Source organism: Cypionkella sp. TWP1-2-1b2 (genome assembly GCF_049896245.1).
Classification (GTDB): domain Bacteria; phylum Pseudomonadota; class Alphaproteobacteria; order Rhodobacterales; family Rhodobacteraceae; genus Cypionkella.
In genome coordinates, this window is the sequence record NZ_JAFCTX010000005.1 from 39,326 (window position 1) to 55,881 (window position 16,556).

The 16,556-nt window shown below is 61.0% G+C and carries 17 protein-coding genes; 9 read left to right on the plus strand and 8 right to left on the minus strand.

The window, feature by feature from the left end; genetic code table 11:
- Positions 1–3: 3 nt before the first annotated feature.
- The gene (gene carB, locus ACP7AP_RS04275; RefSeq protein ID WP_426032574.1) at positions 4–3,348 is read right to left on the minus strand and encodes a carbamoyl-phosphate synthase large subunit; all 3,345 of its coding nucleotides are present in this window, start codon (positions 3,346–3,348) and stop codon (positions 4–6) included.
- A gap of 133 nt (positions 3,349–3,481) precedes the next feature.
- Here carB and ACP7AP_RS04280 point away from each other — a divergent pair, with 133 nt between their 5' ends.
- Together ACP7AP_RS04280 and ACP7AP_RS04285 are read left to right on the plus strand one after the other, a co-directional pair.
- Positions 3,482–3,709 carry a type II toxin-antitoxin system Phd/YefM family antitoxin gene (locus ACP7AP_RS04280; protein ID WP_426032576.1) on the plus strand — a complete coding sequence of 76 codons (228 nt, stop codon included), beginning with the start codon at positions 3,482–3,484 and terminating at the stop codon, positions 3,707–3,709.
- Positions 3,710–4,099, plus strand: a complete 390-nt coding sequence (locus tag ACP7AP_RS04285; RefSeq protein ID WP_426032578.1) for a type II toxin-antitoxin system VapC family toxin — start codon at positions 3,710–3,712, stop codon at positions 4,097–4,099.
- A gap of 45 nt (positions 4,100–4,144) precedes the next feature.
- On the opposite strand, the gene ACP7AP_RS04290 is transcribed toward ACP7AP_RS04285, so the two are convergent.
- A complete protein-coding gene (locus tag ACP7AP_RS04290) occupies positions 4,145–5,704 on the minus strand; it encodes an amino acid permease (protein WP_426032580.1) in 1,560 nt (519 codons plus the stop codon).
- Positions 5,705–5,956: 252 nt separating this feature from the next.
- Between ACP7AP_RS04290 and ACP7AP_RS04295 the strand changes: the two genes are divergently transcribed.
- Both ACP7AP_RS04295 and ACP7AP_RS04300 read left to right on the plus strand, forming a co-directional pair.
- Positions 5,957–7,114, plus strand: coding sequence for an aminodeoxychorismate synthase component I (locus ACP7AP_RS04295; protein WP_426032582.1), 1,158 nt, complete (start codon positions 5,957–5,959; stop codon positions 7,112–7,114).
- Positions 7,072–7,710, plus strand: a complete 639-nt coding sequence (locus tag ACP7AP_RS04300; protein WP_426032584.1) for an aminotransferase class IV family protein — start codon at positions 7,072–7,074, stop codon at positions 7,708–7,710. The genes ACP7AP_RS04295 and ACP7AP_RS04300 overlap by 43 nt, the downstream gene beginning before the upstream one ends.
- Here the strand turns inward: ACP7AP_RS04300 and ACP7AP_RS04305 are convergent.
- Both ACP7AP_RS04305 and ACP7AP_RS04310 read right to left on the minus strand, forming a co-directional pair.
- Positions 7,672–8,937 carry a class I SAM-dependent methyltransferase gene (locus tag ACP7AP_RS04305; protein ID WP_426032586.1) on the minus strand — a complete coding sequence of 422 codons (1,266 nt, stop codon included), beginning with the start codon at positions 8,935–8,937 and terminating at the stop codon, positions 7,672–7,674. The genes ACP7AP_RS04300 and ACP7AP_RS04305 overlap by 39 nt on opposite strands.
- Before the next feature lie 415 nt (positions 8,938–9,352).
- A complete protein-coding gene (locus ACP7AP_RS04310) occupies positions 9,353–10,090 on the minus strand; it encodes a M48 family metalloprotease (protein ID WP_426032588.1) in 738 nt (245 codons plus the stop codon).
- Between the two features lie 175 nt (positions 10,091–10,265).
- On the opposite strand from ACP7AP_RS04310, the gene ACP7AP_RS04315 reads away from it, so the two are divergent.
- From ACP7AP_RS04315 to ACP7AP_RS04325, 3 genes are all read left to right on the plus strand, one after another.
- Entirely contained in the window at positions 10,266–10,511 is a 246-nt protein-coding gene (locus ACP7AP_RS04315; protein ID WP_426032590.1) for a hypothetical protein, read from the plus strand.
- A gap of 102 nt (positions 10,512–10,613) precedes the next feature.
- Positions 10,614–11,198, plus strand: a complete 585-nt coding sequence (locus ACP7AP_RS04320; protein WP_426032592.1) for a nitroreductase family protein — start codon at positions 10,614–10,616, stop codon at positions 11,196–11,198.
- A 37-nt stretch (positions 11,199–11,235) separates the two neighbouring features.
- The gene (locus ACP7AP_RS04325; protein ID WP_426032863.1) at positions 11,236–11,922 is read left to right on the plus strand and encodes an EI24 domain-containing protein; all 687 of its coding nucleotides are present in this window, start codon (positions 11,236–11,238) and stop codon (positions 11,920–11,922) included.
- Here ACP7AP_RS04325 and ACP7AP_RS04330 read toward each other — a convergent pair.
- Positions 11,916–12,191, minus strand: a complete 276-nt coding sequence (locus ACP7AP_RS04330; RefSeq protein WP_426032594.1) for a DUF1467 family protein — start codon at positions 12,189–12,191, stop codon at positions 11,916–11,918. The genes ACP7AP_RS04325 and ACP7AP_RS04330 overlap by 7 nt on opposite strands.
- Entirely contained in the window at positions 12,188–12,592 is a 405-nt protein-coding gene (gene mce, locus ACP7AP_RS04335; protein ID WP_426032595.1) for a methylmalonyl-CoA epimerase, read from the minus strand. The genes ACP7AP_RS04330 and mce overlap by 4 nt, the downstream gene beginning before the upstream one ends.
- A gap of 199 nt (positions 12,593–12,791) precedes the next feature.
- On the opposite strand from mce, the gene ACP7AP_RS04340 reads away from it, so the two are divergent.
- On the plus strand, positions 12,792–13,523 hold the full coding sequence (locus tag ACP7AP_RS04340) for a response regulator (RefSeq protein ID WP_426032865.1): 732 nt from the start codon (positions 12,792–12,794) through the stop codon (positions 13,521–13,523).
- Positions 13,524–13,629: 106 nt separating this feature from the next.
- Positions 13,630–13,788 (plus strand): Flp family type IVb pilin, encoded by a 159-nt coding sequence (locus ACP7AP_RS04345; protein WP_426032597.1) that lies wholly within the window; start codon positions 13,630–13,632, stop codon positions 13,786–13,788.
- Positions 13,789–13,802: 14 nt separating this feature from the next.
- On the opposite strand, the gene ACP7AP_RS04350 is transcribed toward ACP7AP_RS04345, so the two are convergent.
- Both ACP7AP_RS04350 and ACP7AP_RS04355 read right to left on the minus strand, forming a co-directional pair.
- Entirely contained in the window at positions 13,803–15,026 is a 1,224-nt protein-coding gene (locus ACP7AP_RS04350; protein WP_426032599.1) for a DUF1501 domain-containing protein, read from the minus strand.
- A gap of 8 nt (positions 15,027–15,034) precedes the next feature.
- Positions 15,035–16,390 carry a DUF1800 domain-containing protein gene (locus tag ACP7AP_RS04355; RefSeq protein WP_426032601.1) on the minus strand — a complete coding sequence of 452 codons (1,356 nt, stop codon included), beginning with the start codon at positions 16,388–16,390 and terminating at the stop codon, positions 15,035–15,037.
- Positions 16,391–16,556: the final 166 nt, after the last annotated feature.

A 16,556-nucleotide genomic window follows, 5' to 3' on the forward strand; every position in this document is an offset into this window, starting at 1 on the left:
ACCTCACCCCTGCAGCGTCCGCACCCCATACCCCTCACCCCGCGCCTTCATTGCCTCGACCACGGCAATACTCGCCGCAGCGGTGGTGAAGTAGGGGATCTTGTCCATCAGTGCCACGCGCCTAATATCGCGGCTGTCGGTGACGGCTTGGGTGCCTTCGGTGGTGTTCATCACCATGGCTATGTCGTTGTTTTTCAAGCGATCGACGATGTTCGGGCGGCCCTCATAGACCTTGTTCACCAGCGTCGTCTTGATGCCCTGCGCGGTTAGCCAGGCGGCAGTGCCACGGGTGGCGACGATTTCAAAGCCAAGCGCCACCAGATCGGCCATCGCGGTGGCGAAGGCGGCGGTTTTGTCCATATCCTTGATCGACACAAAGGCGCGGCCTGCGTCGGGCAGGGCAACGCCTGCGCCCATTTGCGCTTTCAGGAAGGCCAACGCGAAGGTGCGGTCCCAGCCCATCACTTCGCCGGTGGAGCGCATTTCTGGCCCCAGAACCGGATCGACGCCGGGGAAGCGGGCGAAGGGGAGGACGGCTTCTTTCACGCTAAACCAAGGGGTTATCGGATCGGCGAGGGTGAAGGGGTTGGCCAAGGGCAGGGGGGTATCGGGGCCTACGCCTTGGGCGTAAGGCGCGCGCATCGGGAAGTTTGACATCGGCTCGCCTGCCATCAGGCGGGCGGCGATGGCGGCAATCGCGCTGTCGGTGGCTTTGGCGACGAAAGGCACGGTGCGGCTGGCGCGCGGGTTGACTTCAAGGACGTAGATATCGCCATCTTTGATCGCGAATTGCACGTTCATCAGGCCGACCACGTTTAGCGCAAGCGCCATCTGCACGGTTTGGGATTTGAGTTCGGCAATCGTCTCGGGCGTCAGCGAATGTGGCGGCAGGCAGCAGGCCGAATCACCGGAATGCACGCCCGCTTCCTCAATATGTTCCATGATTCCAGCGACATGCACCTCTTTACCGTCGCTTAACGCATCTACGTCAACCTCAATGGCACCAGAGAGGTAGCTGTCGAGCAGAACCGGGCTGTCGCCGGAGACCTGCACGGCGGTGCGGATATAGCGTTCAAGCTGGGCGTCGTCGCGGATGATTTCCATCGCGCGGCCACCCAAAACGAAGGAGGGGCGGATGACCAGAGGATAACCTACGTCTTTGGCGACAGCGAAGGCCTCATCGCGCGAACGCGCTGTGCCGTTGTGTGGCTGTTTCAGACCCAGCTTGTGCAGAAGCTGTTGGAAACGCTCGCGGTCTTCGGCGAGGTCGATGGCATCTGGCGTGGTGCCCAGGATCGGGATGCCTTCGGCATGCAGAGCGTTGGCGAGTTTCAGCGGGGTTTGGCCGCCGAATTGCACGATCACGCCGTGAAGGGTGCCGTTTTCCTGCTCGACCCGCAGAATTTCGAGGACGTGTTCGAGGGTGAGGGGTTCAAAATACAGACGGTCCGAGGTGTCATAGTCGGTGGAAACGGTTTCAGGGTTGCAGTTGACCATGATGGTCTCGAAGCCCGCAGCGGTGAGGGCATAGCAGGCGTGGCAGCAGCAATAGTCGAACTCGATGCCTTGGCCGATGCGGTTCGGGCCACCGCCGAGAATGACGACTTTTTTGGCGTTGCTGGGGCGGGCTTCGCATTCCACATCGCCCATCGCGGGGGCCTCGTAGGTGGAATACATATAGGGGGTTTGCGCCTCAAACTCGGCGGCGCAGGTGTCGATGCGTTTGAAGACGGCATTGACGCCAAGGTTGCGGCGGGCGCGGCGGATTTGCGCCTCATCGCGGCCGGTCAGCATGGCAAGGCGGGCATCGGTGAAGCCCATCATTTTCAGTTTGCGGATGCCTGTGGCGTCAAGCGGCAGGCCCTTGGCGCGGATCACGGCTTCGGCGTCGATGATTTCGCGGATACGGGCGAGGAACCATGGGTCGAAACTGGTGATCGCGTTGATTTCGTCGTCGGACAGGCCGTGGCGCATGGCTTGGGCGATGACGCGGATGCGGTCGGGGGTGGCTTTCGAGAGTGCGAGGGTGATGGCGGTGCGGTCGGGGATGCCTGTGGCTGCAACGCCGGGGATGGCGATTTCGTCGAAGCCGCTTAGACCCGTTTCCAAGGAGGCGAGGGCTTTTTGCATCGACTCGTGGATAGTACGGCCAATCGCCATCACTTCGCCGACGGATTTCATCGCGGTGGTGAGGTTGGGCTCTGCGCCGGGGAATTTCTCAAATGCGAAGCGCGGGATTTTGGTGACAACGTAGTCGATCGAGGGTTCAAACGACGCGGGCGTGACTTTGGTGATGTCGTTGTCAAGCTCGTCCAGAGTGTAGCCTACGGCGAGTTTGGCGGCGACTTTGGCGATGGGGAAGCCGGTGGCCTTTGACGCCAAAGCCGACGAGCGCGACACGCGCGGGTTCATCTCGATCACCACCATGCGGCCATCCGCGGGGTTGATCGCCCATTGCACGTTCGAGCCGCCGGTTTCCACGCCGATCTCGCGCAGAACGGCGATGGAGCCGTTGCGCATGATCTGGTATTCTTTGTCGGTCAGGGTCAGGGCGGGGGCGACTGTGATGCTGTCGCCGGTATGCACGCCCATCGGGTCGATGTTTTCGATGGCGCAGATGATGATGGCGTTGTCGGCGGTGTCGCGCACCACCTCCATCTCAAATTCTTTCCAACCCAGCAGCGATTCGTCGATCAGGATTTGCGCCATCGGTGAGGCTTCCAGGCCCGAGCGGCAGATCGCCTCAAAGTCGTCACGGTTGTAGGCCACACCGCCGCCGGTGCCGCCAAGCGTGAAGGCGGGGCGGATGATCGCGGGCAGGCCGACGTATTCGATGGCGGCGATGCATTCGGCGACGCCTGCGGAAATGTCGTATTTGCCGTTGGGTAGTTTTGGGGCGGCAATGATGGTGGCTTTTGGGTTTTCAAGACCGATGCGGTCCATCGCCTCGCGGAACAGTTTGCGGTCTTCGGCCATTTCAATCGCGGGGCGCTTGGCGCCGATCAGTTCGACGCCGAATTTCTCAAGCACACCAAGGTCTGCCAGCGCCAAAGCGGTGTTCAGGCCCGTCTGGCCGCCCATGGTGGGCAGCAGGGCATCGGGACGTTCTTTTTCGATGATTTTGGCGACCACTTCGGGGGTGATCGGCTCAATATACGTTGCATCCGCCAAGCCGGGGTCGGTCATGATGGTGGCGGGGTTCGAGTTGACCAGGATCACCCGGTAGCCTTCTTCGCGCAAAGCCTTGCAGGCTTGCGCGCCGGAATAGTCGAACTCACACGCCTGGCCGATGACGATGGGGCCCGCACCGATGATCATGATGGATTTGATGTCGGTTCTTTTCGGCATATCGGCCCCCAATGCGCAAAACTTTGCGGGTTATAGCCATGCGACGCCTAGGCGCAAGCGGATTCCGGGGGTGGGCTTGGTTGCTTTTTGAGGTGTGGTTAGCTATGTTAGCTAAGCAAAAGCGGAGGTTCCGATGCAAGTCAACGTTCACGAGGCGAAAACGCAGCTTTCCAAGTTGATCGAGGCCGCGCTGCGCGGCGAGGAAGTGATTATTGCGCGTGATGGCAAGCCTGCGGTGCGAATAGAGCCACTTCCGCAGGCGAAAGTGAAGTTCAAGTTTGGTCTGCCCGAATTCATCGGCATGCCTGTGCCGGATTTTCTGGAGCCTATGAGCGAAGAAGAGTTGCGGGAGTGGGAATAGGTGGCAGGCGTCCTTCTGGACACGCACAGTTGGGCATGGGCTTTGACGACTAACCCGAATTTGTCCCTGTATGCGATGACGGCGATGGGAAATGCTGCCTTTATCGCGGTGAGCCCGATCAGCCTGTATGAGGTTGCGCAGAAGGTTCGCTTGGGCAAATGGCCCGAAATGACTGCCTATGCGGTAGGCCTAGAGCAAGTGGTGCGGCGGCAGGGCTTTGTGTTTGCCGAAATGAGCCCTGCTATTGCCTCTCGTGCTGGCCTGCTTGATTGGTCGCATCGCGATCCGTTTGATCGGATATTGGCGGCGACAGCTTTGGTCGGTGAGATGGATTTCGTCTCGGCTGATCCTGCGTTTGATGCAGTGCCGGGGTTGCGGCGGATTTGGTAGGCGAAAGGCCGGGGGTTTCCCCCCGGCCTTTGCGATCTGGTAAGGTTAGCCCTTTTCGCCTACGGCCTTTTCGGCGGCAGCGATTACGGCGCGGCGGGCGGCGATACGCTCGCCTGTCGGCGGGCCTTCAAAGCGGCGGTTTTCAACCGTAAACCACAGCACCAGCGCCAGCGCGATAAAGCCAAGCACCACCCAAAGCACGCGCTCGTTCGGTGGCGCGACGGCGATGAACAAGATCACGCCCATGCCGACCACGGCCAGAACCGTGACCAGTTTGTAGACGCCCGCAGACATCGCCCAAGGGCCGGGATTTGGCCATTTGGCGGTGCCATAGGCGAACAAACCCGCCACCAGCGGCACGGTGAACGACAGGAACAAGAACACCAGTGTTGAGTTCACCACGATGACATAGATCGAAGTGCCTGCGATTTTGATCGACATGGCGAGGATCACGTAGAGGATGCACAGCACGGTGGCCGTCCAGATCGCGTTGACCGGGGTGCGGTATTTCGGCGAAACCGATGCCAGCGCCTTGGAACCGATTGGCATGCCATCATCACGCGAGAACGCAAACAGCATCCGGCTGGCCGAAGTCACCGTCGCCAGACCGCAGAGCAGCTGGGTGATCAAAATCCCCAGATACAGGATGTTTTTCAGGCCAGACGGCAGGATCGCATCCATCGTGGCGTAGAACATCGTCCAGCCTTGACCAGCCGCGACGCCAAGATCCGGGATCGCCAGAGTGATGGCGCAGATCATGATCCAGCCGATCAGCGACGACCAGAACACCGCCTTGATGATGCCCTCTGGCACCGATTGCGCGGCGTTTTTGGTTTCTTCCGACGTATGGGCCGAGGCGTCATAGCCGGTGATGGTATAGACCGGCAGCAACAGGCAGAGCAGGAACAGATAGCCCATATTGTCCGATGCCGGAAACACATTGCCGCCCGCTTCGCCCGAATAGTTGGTAAATGTCCACAACCGCGAGATGTCGATGGCGGGCGCATAGAACAGGCAGGCCAGCACCAGCACGGCGGTGGTCGCGAAGATGATATAGCCCGACACATCGGTCAGCATCGTGGTGACTTTGATGCCAAGGTGGTTGAACAACGCCTGAATGATCGTGATCGCGGCGACGAAAGCCACGACTTGACCGTCAGTGCCGGTAAAGCCGAACATCGACCCGAAGGTGCCCGCGAAGAAATAGGCGGTGCCGATGTTGATCGCGCCTAAGACCGTGATCAGGCCCAAAAGGTTCAGCCAAGCCGTCAGCCAGCCCCAGAATCGGCCACCGAGGATTGAGGCCCAGTGATACAGCCCGCCCGCCGTCGGGAAGGCGCTTGCGATCTGCGCCATTGCAAGGGCAAACATGCCCGACAGGATGCACCCTACGATCCAGCCGATGCCAGCGCCAGCACCGCCGACCGAACTGATCGCTTGCGCGAACGAGTTGATCCCGCCCGACAAGATGCAGATGATCGAAAACGAGATCGCGAAGTTAGAGAATTTCGACATCGAGCGCGAAAGCTCTTGGGCATAGCCCATGCCGTGCAGGATTTTTACATCCTCACTTTTGTGATTGTCCGAATAGTCGTCGGCTGCCATTGCATTTCCCTCCGAACCGTTGATGGATCGTTATTATTGTGCGAGGTGCGGCGTTTTGCCGTCCCTAAGCGTAGGGAAGCGCGGATTTTACAGTCTGGCAAGCACTGAATAGATATTTTCAGAAATCAGCGAAAGCCAGAGTCAGCGACGGACATTTTCGCGTCGCAAATGTGCAAAAGACGTGCGGCACTGGGGTGGATTTGCGCGGGGCACTGACCTAGGTGGTAAGGCAGGGCAAAAAGGGGCGCGGGCGTGATCCTGATCGAAGACGGACCGGGCGGGGATTATGCGCTGTTTGACGGCGCAGAGGCGCTGATCCTGGCGCAGAATGCGCCGGATATGGCCCCGGCTTTGGCGCGTCTGGATGCGGCGCGGGCGCAGGGCAAGTGGGTGGCGGGCTATATCGGCTATGAGGCGGGCTATGCGTTAGAGCCGAAGCTGGCGGGGCTGATGCCAGCGCCGGATGCGGCGCGGCCCTTGCTGGTGTTCGGGGTGTTCGCGGGGCCTTCCGATCCGGCGCAGGCGCTGGCAGAGGCGGCATCGCAGGCGCGCGGCGTGGCGGTGGCGGCACTGCAACCTGCGATCAGCCGAGCTGACTATGGTTTGGCGATGGATCGCGTGATGGGCTATATCGCGGCGGGCGATTGCTATCAGATCAACCTGACCTTTCCTCTGCGCACAAAGCTGCTGCAAGGCTCGGCCCTTGGGCTTTATGGTGCGCTTCGGGCGCGGCAGGCGGTGGGGCATGGTGCGTTTGTCGATTTTGGGCCAGAGGGATTTGGCGGTCCGGTGCTGGTGTCGCGCAGCCCCGAGCTGTTCTTGCGCACCACGGCAGCGGGGCGGATTGAGGCGCGGCCGATGAAGGGCACAGCACCCCGCGATGCCGATCCGGTGCGCGATGCCGAACTGGCCGAGGCTTTGCGCGGATCGGCCAAGGATCAGGCCGAAAACCTGATGATCGTTGACCTCTTGCGCAACGATATCAGCCGGGTGGCGCAGATAGGCTCGGTCAAGGTGCCGGAACTGTTTGCGGTGGAACATTACGCAACGGTGCATCAGATGGTCAGCCGCGTGGTCGGGCAACTGATCGAGGCCCCCAGCATGACCGCGCTGATGCCAGCCCTGTTCCCCTGCGGCTCCATCACCGGCGCGCCGAAAATCCGCGCGATGCAGATCATCCACGAGGTCGAGCCGTTCCCGCGCGGCGTCTATTGCGGCGCGATTGGCTGGATGGCCCCGGATGGCGCGTCGTCGTTCAACGTCGCGATCCGCACGTTGTCGGTGTTTGCGGATGGCGTGATCGAGTTGAACGTCGGCGGCGGCGTGGTGCAAGACAGCACGCCCGATGGCGAATGGGAGGAGGCTTTGTGGAAAGCGCGTTATCTGCAGGGGCTGGTGCGCCCGGCCTGAAGCTGATCGAGACGCTGTGTTGGGATGGGCAGCGGCTGGTGCGGCTGCCGCTGCATCTGGCGCGGCTGGCCGCTTCGGCGCAGGCTTTGGGCTGGGGCTGTGATCTGGTGGCGGTGGAGGCCGCCTTGCGGGCGCGGCTGCCTGCGGGGGCCGCGCGGCTGCGGCTGACGCTAGATGTAGGGGGTGCATTGGGGGTTGAGACATATTCTCTCCCAGCGGGGAAGCCGGAGTGGCGGGTTGGGCTGGCCACAGAACGGCTGACCTCGCACGATCCTTGGCTTACGGTGAAAACGACAAACCGCGCGGCTTACGATGCGGCGCGGGCCAGCCTGCCCGATGGGCTGGATGAGGTGGTTTTCCGAAATCAGCGCGGCGAGGTCTGCGACGGCTCTATTACAACCGTATTTTTCGATCAGGGCGCGGGGCTTTGCACGCCGCCCCTCAGTTGTGGACTGCTGCCGGGGGTGCTGCGCGCCGAGATGTTGGCGGCGGGGGCCGTGCGTGAAGCGGTGTTGCTGGCTACCGATCTTGCGGATGTTCGGCTCTGGGTAGGCAACTCACTGCGCGGCCTGATCCCAGCGGTCTTTGTGCCCTAGGTCATGGTGAATAAGATCGGGGCGTGACGCCTCGGTGATGTAATCGCGCGTCAGGGGCACCGCGTCCTGTCGGTTGGCAAGCTGCATCTGGAACACGCATTGCCGGCCTTCCCGGAAGGTCATCTCGGACGCGATCAGATAATACCGCCACATCCGGCAGAACCGCTGATCATAAAGCGCGCGGATTTTATCAATATTGGCGTCAAAGCGTTGCAGCCAATGCGCCAAGGTCATGGCGTAATGCAGCCGCCAAACCTCGATATCCGTCGGCCACAGCCCGGATTTCTCCATTGCCGCCGACATTTCGGAAAGCGCAGGCACATAGCCGCCGGGGAAGATGTATTTTGTGATCCACGGATTTGTCGCACTCGGCGGGGCGGCACGTCCAATCGTATGGATCAGGGCGATGCCATCCGGGGCAAGCAGGTTTTTCACTTGCGCAAAATATTCCGGGTAATGCGGCACACCGACATGCTCAAACATGCCAACCGAGACGATGCGGTCGAATTTGCCGGTCAGGTGGCGATAGTCCATCAGCTGAAACCACACGCGGTCAGACAGACCGGCCTCGGCTGCGCGCTCTACTGAGCGTTTGTACTGCTCTTGCGACAGCGTCACGCCCAGCACGGTTGCGCCGTGTTCTTTCGCCAGCGTCAAAGCCATGCCGCCCCAGCCCGAGCCGATGTCCAACACACTCATGCCGGGTTGCAGGCACAGCTTTGCGGCAATATGCGCCTTTTTCTGCTGCTGCGCCTGTTCCAGCGTGTCATCAGGATGGATGAAATAGCCGCAAGAATATTGTCTGTCGGCATCCAGAAACAAATCATACAGCGCGCCCGAAAGGTCATAGTGGTGTTCGATATTGGCGGCGGATCGTTTGGCGTTGTTGAATTGCGCCGACCCGCGCAGCATCACCCGCGCCGCGTCCTGCATCCTCCGCCACCAGACCAGGGCTCCGCTGCCCTTTGTGTTGGCCACGACGAGGGCCAAAAGGCCGTGCAGATTATCTTGATCAATCGTCAGGCTGCCATCCACATAGGCCTCGCCCAAAGCCAGATCAGGGTTGCGCGCCATGCGGCCGACAAGGGCGGGGTCTATCACCCGCACCGTGACCGCAGGTGCGCTGCCGTTGCCATGGCGTTGGATGGTGCCGTCTGGAAAATGCAGGATCAGCGTGCCGTGCCGGATCAACTGCGCCAACATCCGATTCAAAATGGCCGTCCACATGGTCATACCCTTTTGCAGTGAAAAGCATGGCTTTGGCACATCAATCGTCCCAGCTTTTGGGACAGACGCGCGGTCGAGATTGCCCATGGGTCGCATCCGCAAAGATAGAAATGCGGCTTTGTTCAACGAACCAAGCCCAATTCGGTTCCCAATATATCACATGACCTTGACTTCACGGCTTCCAAAGTGACCCCCGACGGCAAAGCAGCGGAGCGCGTTGCGCGCTTTGGCTTTATCTCGGGTTTACAGGACTTCGCCCGAAACCTACGGGGAGGGCGCTCGGTGCAGCGGTCAGCGTGATCTGGGTAGGGCGGCGGTTGACATAGGCGTTTGATGTGGGTTCATCAAATCTGAACGGATACCTGTTAAGTTCTTGATATTGCGTGACGGGGATCATGCGCCACGCGTGTACAGCTTAAGCGCCGCGCAGTTTGGCGACCACAGCGGCCACCAAAGCCTTGCGCTGCCGATTGCCCGGATGGGTGCCCAGAAACTGATCGCCGGGATCGGGCAGCCGATCAAAAAAGCCCGCGCCTTTGACCGGATCATAGCCGGCATGAAACGCAATCTCTGCCCCGATGGCGTCGGCCTGCAGCTCGTATTCCTTCGAGAACTGCCGCGTCGCGAGGCCAGCCCCCAGCGTTTGCGCCTGCTGAACCTCGTCCTGCCCGGCCCCGGAAGCGGCGGCCACAATCCCCGCCATCATCGCGCCGGACAGCGCGGTTTGTTCCTGCTTGGGGATGTGACCCAGAATGTGATGCCCGGCCTCGTGGCCCAACACAAAAGCGATCTCATCGGCGTTGCGGGCGTCGGCGATCAAAGCCAGCGAGAACGCGATGATCGGGCGGCCCGCCTTGTCGACGGTTTGAAAAGCGTTGGCGGGCTGGCCGGGGCGGTCGTCGATCACGATCTGAAAATCGCAGCGATGCGCCATATGCTCGGCGCGGCAGTAGGCCTCGGCGACAGGTTCCACCCGCTGCACCACGGTCAGAAAATTCACCGCCGCCGCCCGCGACGCCAGCACACCGCCGGTTTGCGAGGGTTGCGTCAGCACCTGTGCGGCGCTGTCGGTTTGGCTGATCGTGGGCATCCCCGGCTGCACGCAGCCCGCCAGCAGCGCCGCCGCCAAAACCCATCCTGCTTGCCGCTGCATCACGTTCGCCTTCACCACTGCCCTGACGACAGCCCATATCAAACCCGTTGCGGTTTCATAGCCCCATCTGGGCCCGATCCGGCTGCACTTTCGCTTGAACGTGGCCCGGATGCTTGACCCTGACCGCAATGCGGGCTCATCTGGCGGTGATTTGATCCGGCACAGGAGCCTTGCGATGTTCACCATCGAGCATGAATTCGACGCCACCGTGATCACATTGGTGGACGAGGGCGAGCCGGACAGCCCGTTGCAAGAAGACATCACTATTGATGCCTTCGCCGAATGTGTGGTGCTGCGGCAGATGGATCAAATGACCGACGAAGTGGTCGCGATCACGTTTTCCATCGGGCAGTTGCGTGACCTTGCGGCGGCTCTGGATCTGCCCGAGGGCAGTTACCGGATTGAGCCGAAGCAGCCTTAGTCCAAGTGTTTCGTATGACTTCTTGTGCGGCCTCATTCTACCGCCAAACCTGACTTGACGCGGGCCACACATATCGCCACCTCTGGCGCAAAGGAGCTCGCTATGTCCCAAGACACTTCCGCTTTGACCCAAGACGCCTTCGCTTTCTTGCAAACCCGGCAATCGCACCCGGCCAAGTTGTTCAAAGGCCCGGTGCCCGCGCGGGCCGAACTGCTGGAGATTTTGACAGCAGCCAGCCGCGTGCCCGATCATGGCAAGCTGGAGCCGTGGCGGTTGGTGGTGCTGGACCGCGCGGCCATGCTGCGATTGGCCGATCTGGCCGAGGCGCGGGCGCGGGCAATCGGGGCGGACGCGGAAAAAATCGCCAAGGGCCGCGGGCAGTTTGATCTGGGGCAGTTAGCGGTGGCGGTGATTTCCTCACCGAAAGCCAGCGACAAAATCCCGCTGTCCGAGCAGATATTGTCGGCAGGGGCGTTGTGCCTTGGTGTGCTCAACGCGGCTTTGGCGAAGGGCTGGGGCGCGAATTGGCTGTCGGGCTGGCCCTCGCATGACCCGGTGTTCGCGCAGCAAGCCTTTGGTTGTGAGGGGGACGAGACGGTTGCGGGCATCGTGCATATCGGCACGGTTGTGACTCCGATTTCGGACCGCCCGCGCCCCGATTTGTCGAAGCTGATCACATGGGCATGAGGGATGGCGGCGCGAGCGCCAAGAGGGTCAGAGCATGATTTTCAGTGATTTCGCCAAGGCGTTGGGTCAGCTTGGCGATGGCCGGTTTCTGCGGGTGATGCTGCTGGGCGTGGCGCTTGCGGCGGCGCTGCTGACCGGGGCCTATGCGGCGCTGTTGTGGCTGATCGAGACCTTCACGCCCGGTAGCATCGACATTCCGTTTGTTGGCCCGGTTCAGGGATTGCACACTCTGCTGAGTGGCGGATCAATTCTGTTGATGATCGTGCTGTCGGTGTTCCTGATGATTCCGGTCGCCTCGGCCTTCTCGGGGCTGTTTCTGGAGGATGTGGCGCAGGCAGTGGAGGATCAGCATTATCCGGGGCTGCCGTCGGTGGCGCGGCCAAGCTTTGGCGATACGCTGATTGATACGGCCAATTTCATTGGTCTGCTGCTGGCGTTGAACACTGGGGCGCTGCTGCTTTACCCGTTTGTCGGGCCGTTCAGCCCGCTGTTGTTCTGGGGGATGAATGGTTATCTGTTGGGGCGGGAGTATTTCACGTTGGTTGCCACCCGGCGTTTGGGGCGGGATGGTGCGCGCGCGATGCGCAAAGCCTATAATTTGCGGATTTGGGCGGCAGGGGTGCTGATGGCGGCACCTTTGTCTATCCCGCTGATCAACCTTGCAATTCCGGTACTAGGCGTCGCCACCTTCACCCATATGTTCCATCGCTTGAGCCGTCAGTAACGGTTGGCCCACAGCCCGAACACATCCAGATCAGCGATGCCCCAGCGGCCCGAGGTGATCAGCAGATACAGCACGACGAAGATCACAATCGTGATCAGCGTGGTCAGTTTGGCTTTCGGTTTGATCATGGCTTCGGAGGGGGCCGAGCGTGGCGTGCCGGGTTCAACCTCACCCGCCTGCGCCTGGCTTTTGAAGCGCAAAGGCAGCACGCAGAAAAACACCATGAACCAAGTGACCGAAAACAGCACCAATGCGGCGGTGATTGTCATGTTTGCTCCAATTCCACCAAACAGCCGTTGAAATCCTTGGGATGCAGGAACAACACCGGCTTGCCATGCGCGCCGATTTTCGGCTCTCCCGACCCCAGCACGCGCGCGCCACTGGCCTGAAGATGGTCCCTTGCGGCCAGAATATCATCCACCTCGTAGCAAATATGATGGATGCCGCCTGCGGGGTTTTTCTGTAGAAAAGCCTTGATCGGGCTGTTGTCGCCCAAAGGGTACAGCAGTTCGATCTTGGTGTTGGGCAACTCAATGAAGATCACCGTGACGCCGTGGTTGGGCTCATCTTGCGGCGGTCCGACTTTCGCGCCCAAGGTGTTGCGGTATTGATCTGCCGCCGCGGTCAAATCCGGCACGGCTATTGCTACATGGTTCAGGCGGCCAATCATCGGCAAGGCTCCTTGCAAGCTGATACTGGCCTTATGGCTGCAGCGGGGGGTTCCGGCAAGGGGGGCTGCTGTCGCAGGCTTGGGTTGATACTGCTTTGTTTTAAGTTGCCGCAGCGGCGGCGGTGTTTACGATTTATGAACCAAAACCGTGGATGAATGGCGGCATCGCTTTAGCCGCAGGTCCGCCATGCCCAGCCAGATGCCCCATGACCCACCGCTGCCACCCGGTTTTGCCTTGCCCAACCTTAGGGAGGGGGCGGAGTTGCCGTTGCAGGGCGTCACCATTCTGGCGGTCGAGGACAGCCGCTACGCCTGCGAAGCGCTGCGGTTGATGAGCCAGCGGGCGGGGGCGCGGTTGCGTCGGGCGGATATATTGGCGCGCGCGCGGGCGCATTTGCGGGTGTATCGGCCTGATGTGGTGATTGTTGACCTCGGCTTGCCGGATGGCCGGGGCGAGGGGTTGATCCGCGAGTTGGCCATGGCGCGGCAGCGGCCACTGGCGGTGCTTGGCACTTCGGGCAATCCAGACGGGCGGGGTGCTGCTTTGGCTGCGGGGGCAGAGGGGTTTCTTGATAAGCCTTTGGAAAGTTTCGCGGCGTTTTGCACAGTTTTGCGGCGGTTTCTGCCCGGACTTGCGCCGACTTTGGTTGAAGACTCGGCGATACATCCCGATCCTTTGGCGTTGCAGGATGATCTTGCGCGTGCGGCGGCAGCGCTTTCGACAGAGCCGGATGCGGCGGGGCGGCGCTATCTGGCTGGGTTTCTGTTGGGCGTGGCGCATCACGCCCATGACGGCGCCTTGGCGCGGGCGGCAAGTGCTGCGGGAGTGCCGAATAGCGGCGATCTGGATCAGTTGCGCGGTTTGATTGATACGCGGTTGACGGTTGCCAACAGGGCAGCAGCTTTTGCCGCCAAGCCCGAGGCTGTGTGACGCGGTGCAGCCCGGCAATCACCATGGGTTTGGCTGATCAGCAGCATGGTTTCGGCCTAATCAGGGTGCAAACCCGTGACCAAGCAGTTGAGAGAACGGTCCGCCCATGTCCGCAAAACAACGATTTCTACGCGACGAATCGGGAGCGGTTTTTGCGGAATGGGGGGTGATCACCGCCGTTGTGGTGACGTTGTGTATGGTCGCGATCACGGCTTGGCGCGGCGCGGCGATGCGGATTTTGCGGACAATCGCGCCATGGTGGTGATGTCTGGCGTTTGATTACAGTAAGATCCGGGGATCTTTGCCCATTTTCAAGCCCGGAAACACAGCGTTTTCCAGTACGGACTGGTCAATGCCATACAGACCTTGGATCGTATGCGCCGCCCAAGCCCGCACATCCGAGGTGGGCATCAGATCGCGGCGCTCGTACAGATTGGCCTCGGACAGCCCCGGCCAATCGCCATAGACCTTGCCGCCGTTCAGCGCGCCACCCGCCATCACCATCACCCCGCCGGTGCCGTGATCGGTGCCGGTCGTGCCATTTTCGCGTGCGGTGCGGCCAAATTCGGTCATCGCCAGCAGCACGGTTTTGCCCCAGACTTTCTCTCCCAAGCCGGTTTGCAGCCGTAGGATCGCGTATTGCAAACGGGCGAGCGATTTGGAAAGTCCGCCCGCCTGACCGCGGTGGGTATCCCACCCGCTCATCGAAAACGCGGCGATGCGGGCGTCTTGGCGCAGCTTTCCGGCGGCATAATCCACCAGTTGCTCGATATCCTGTACCTTCAGGCCCGCCATTTGCGACGGCTCTGCCGCCATCATTTCCATGTCGCCATTGCCCGCATCCGCCAGTTCCATCGCTTCTTGCGAGGCGGCGTGGAACAACGGATCGGATTCGTACACGCGGTCAAATAGCAGGCGGGCTTGCGGCGTCAGCAGTAGCGTGGTTTCCGGCGACCAGTTGCGCACCTCGGCGGTGCCCTCCAGCAGTGGCATCGCGATCTGGCCGATGGAATAGGCGGTTTCCGAGGTCAGGCCTTTTTGGGTCTGCAACAGACGGTTCAACCAGCCGTCCTTGACCTGATTGAGCGGCACATCCATGCCGGTGCCTGCCTCAAGGATGTCTTGGCCGACAAAATGGCTGCGCTTGTCGCGGTAGGGGGTTGAGGTGGCGTGGACAAAGCCCAACTGGCCCGCACCCCAAAGTGGCATCAAATCGCCAAACGCCGGATGCAGGCGGAAAAATCCATCAAGGTCAGTGGCTTGCGGGTTCAAAAGCGTGGGGCGCAGCGCGGCGTAATCGGCGTCACCTTGCGGCTGCACCACATCCAGCCCGTCCATCGCTCCACGCAGGATGATCACGATCAGCCGATGATCGCCCAGCAGTTTCCCGCCATTGGCACCCGCCATCGTCACTGTCGTCATCAGCGGATGCGCGGCGACAGAGCAGCCCAGCACGCCACCAAGCCCGCGCAGAAAATTCCGTCTGTCCATCGAAGCTGTCATGGCGGCCCTCATCTGCGGTTGAATTCGGCGGAGGCCAGCACCAGCCCGACACCTTGCGTGATGTCTTCGGCGCGGGCGGCCCCCCAGAGCAGCGGCTCGCTGGCGCGGTCGGCAAGGCAGGATTGCGCAAAGGCGACGGGATCGGGCAAAAGTTCGACCAGCCGCATTGGCACTCGCATCGCCCAAGTGATCCGGCGGGCCAGGCCCTGCGGCGTGATCCATTCCTCGGCGGCCTCGTCAAAGCCATTTGGGCCTGTGGGGCGTTTGAATTGTTGACCCATGCCTGCCATCGGGCCCAAGACCTGGCCGCGAAATTGCTTGAAGGGCATTTGCTGAAGTCGTTCACCGGTAACGCCCAAGGCGCGCAGAGAGGCGATCATGAAATCAAAGGGTTGGCGGGCTTTTTCGGTGGTTTCTACCCAGGCTGCGGGGTGATTGAGCAGGACGGTGTACGTTGCCATCAGATCGCCACCCGAGCTATTGTAGGCCGAGGCAATCGCTTTGACGAGATCGGCATCGGGGGTATCGGAGACGAAATGCACCGTCAGTTTGCGCGCGAGATGCTGGCCGGTGGCGGGCTGCAGCGCCAGATCGCGCAGGGCGGCACGGATGTTGACCATTCCCGCCGCGTCGTAGGTTTTGCCCAATAGTTCGCGCGGTCCCGGTTCCGCCCGGCGCGGTTGAAACGTCATCAGCAGATTGGCATTCATCGTCAGGCCAGCAAGAATTTTCGCCATTTCAGTGACATCGGTCTGGCTGTAGTTCGCGCCAACGCCCATGCTGTGCAACTCGATCACCTCACGGGCGAGGTTTTCGTTCAGGCCTTTGTTCTGGTTTTTGCCAAAGTGCGAATTCGGCCCGACCGAACTGGATTGATCCAGATAGCTGAGCATGGCCGGGTGCAGCGTGGCGGCCGTCAGCATGTCGGCGAAATTGCCCGTAAGATGCGGGCGGATGGCTTCATCCACCAAGCTAAACGGAAAAAGCGCTTCGAGTTGGCGCTTGGCGGTGACCGAGAAATGGTCGGCCCAAAACGTGATCAGCCGTTCGCGAAAGCCATCGGCATTGTCCACGGCGCGGGCAAAGGTCACAACGGTGGCGTCTTGTGCGGCGTCGCTGAAATCTTGCAGCAACGCGTCGCGTTTGGGGTTTTTGAGGGTGGATTTCTTATCGGCCTGTTGAATCTGGCGCAGTTCTTGCAGATTTGGGATCAAATCTGCGGACTTGCGGATCGGCAAGCTGCCCATCGCGTCGTCAGGCCCGGCGAGCATCGCAAGCATGGCTTCAGCGGATTCGGGAGCGCCTTTGGGTTGCGGCAGGCCATAACCAAAACGTATCGCAGCAAGGGTACTTAGCTTCGACATCGTTTTCAAACTCCGGTTCACGCGGCCACGGCCTGCCTTTGGAAAAACATAGGCATCAGCGGATAAAATACCACAGTTTCGGTATCAAAAATCCAGCATGGGCACCCGATAGCCTACGCCTGCGCCGCACATAGCGGAAAGCCGCCTGTGGGGCTGCGTGTCGGAT

Coding starts and splice junctions, on each gene's coding strand:
- carB (WP_426032574.1), bottom strand. CDS start 3,348: ATGCCGAAAAGAACCGACATCAAATCCATCATGATCATCGGTGCGGGC.
- ACP7AP_RS04280 (WP_426032576.1), top strand. CDS start 3,482: ATGCAAGTCAACGTTCACGAGGCGAAAACGCAGCTTTCCAAGTTGATC.
- ACP7AP_RS04290 (WP_426032580.1), bottom strand. CDS start 5,704: ATGGCAGCCGACGACTATTCGGACAATCACAAAAGTGAGGATGTAAAA.
- ACP7AP_RS04305 (WP_426032586.1), bottom strand. CDS start 8,937: ATGTGGACGGCCATTTTGAATCGGATGTTGGCGCAGTTGATCCGGCAC.
- ACP7AP_RS04310 (WP_426032588.1), bottom strand. CDS start 10,090: ATGCAGCGGCAAGCAGGATGGGTTTTGGCGGCGGCGCTGCTGGCGGGC.
- ACP7AP_RS04315 (WP_426032590.1), top strand. CDS start 10,266: ATGTTCACCATCGAGCATGAATTCGACGCCACCGTGATCACATTGGTG.
- ACP7AP_RS04320 (WP_426032592.1), top strand. CDS start 10,614: ATGTCCCAAGACACTTCCGCTTTGACCCAAGACGCCTTCGCTTTCTTG.
- ACP7AP_RS04330 (WP_426032594.1), bottom strand. CDS start 12,191: ATGACAATCACCGCCGCATTGGTGCTGTTTTCGGTCACTTGGTTCATG.
- mce (WP_426032595.1), bottom strand. CDS start 12,592: ATGATTGGCCGCCTGAACCATGTAGCAATAGCCGTGCCGGATTTGACC.
- ACP7AP_RS04340 (WP_426032865.1), top strand. CDS start 12,792: ATGCCCCATGACCCACCGCTGCCACCCGGTTTTGCCTTGCCCAACCTT.
- ACP7AP_RS04345 (WP_426032597.1), top strand. CDS start 13,630: ATGTCCGCAAAACAACGATTTCTACGCGACGAATCGGGAGCGGTTTTT.
- ACP7AP_RS04350 (WP_426032599.1), bottom strand. CDS start 15,026: ATGACAGCTTCGATGGACAGACGGAATTTTCTGCGCGGGCTTGGTGGC.
- ACP7AP_RS04355 (WP_426032601.1), bottom strand. CDS start 16,390: ATGTCGAAGCTAAGTACCCTTGCTGCGATACGTTTTGGTTATGGCCTG.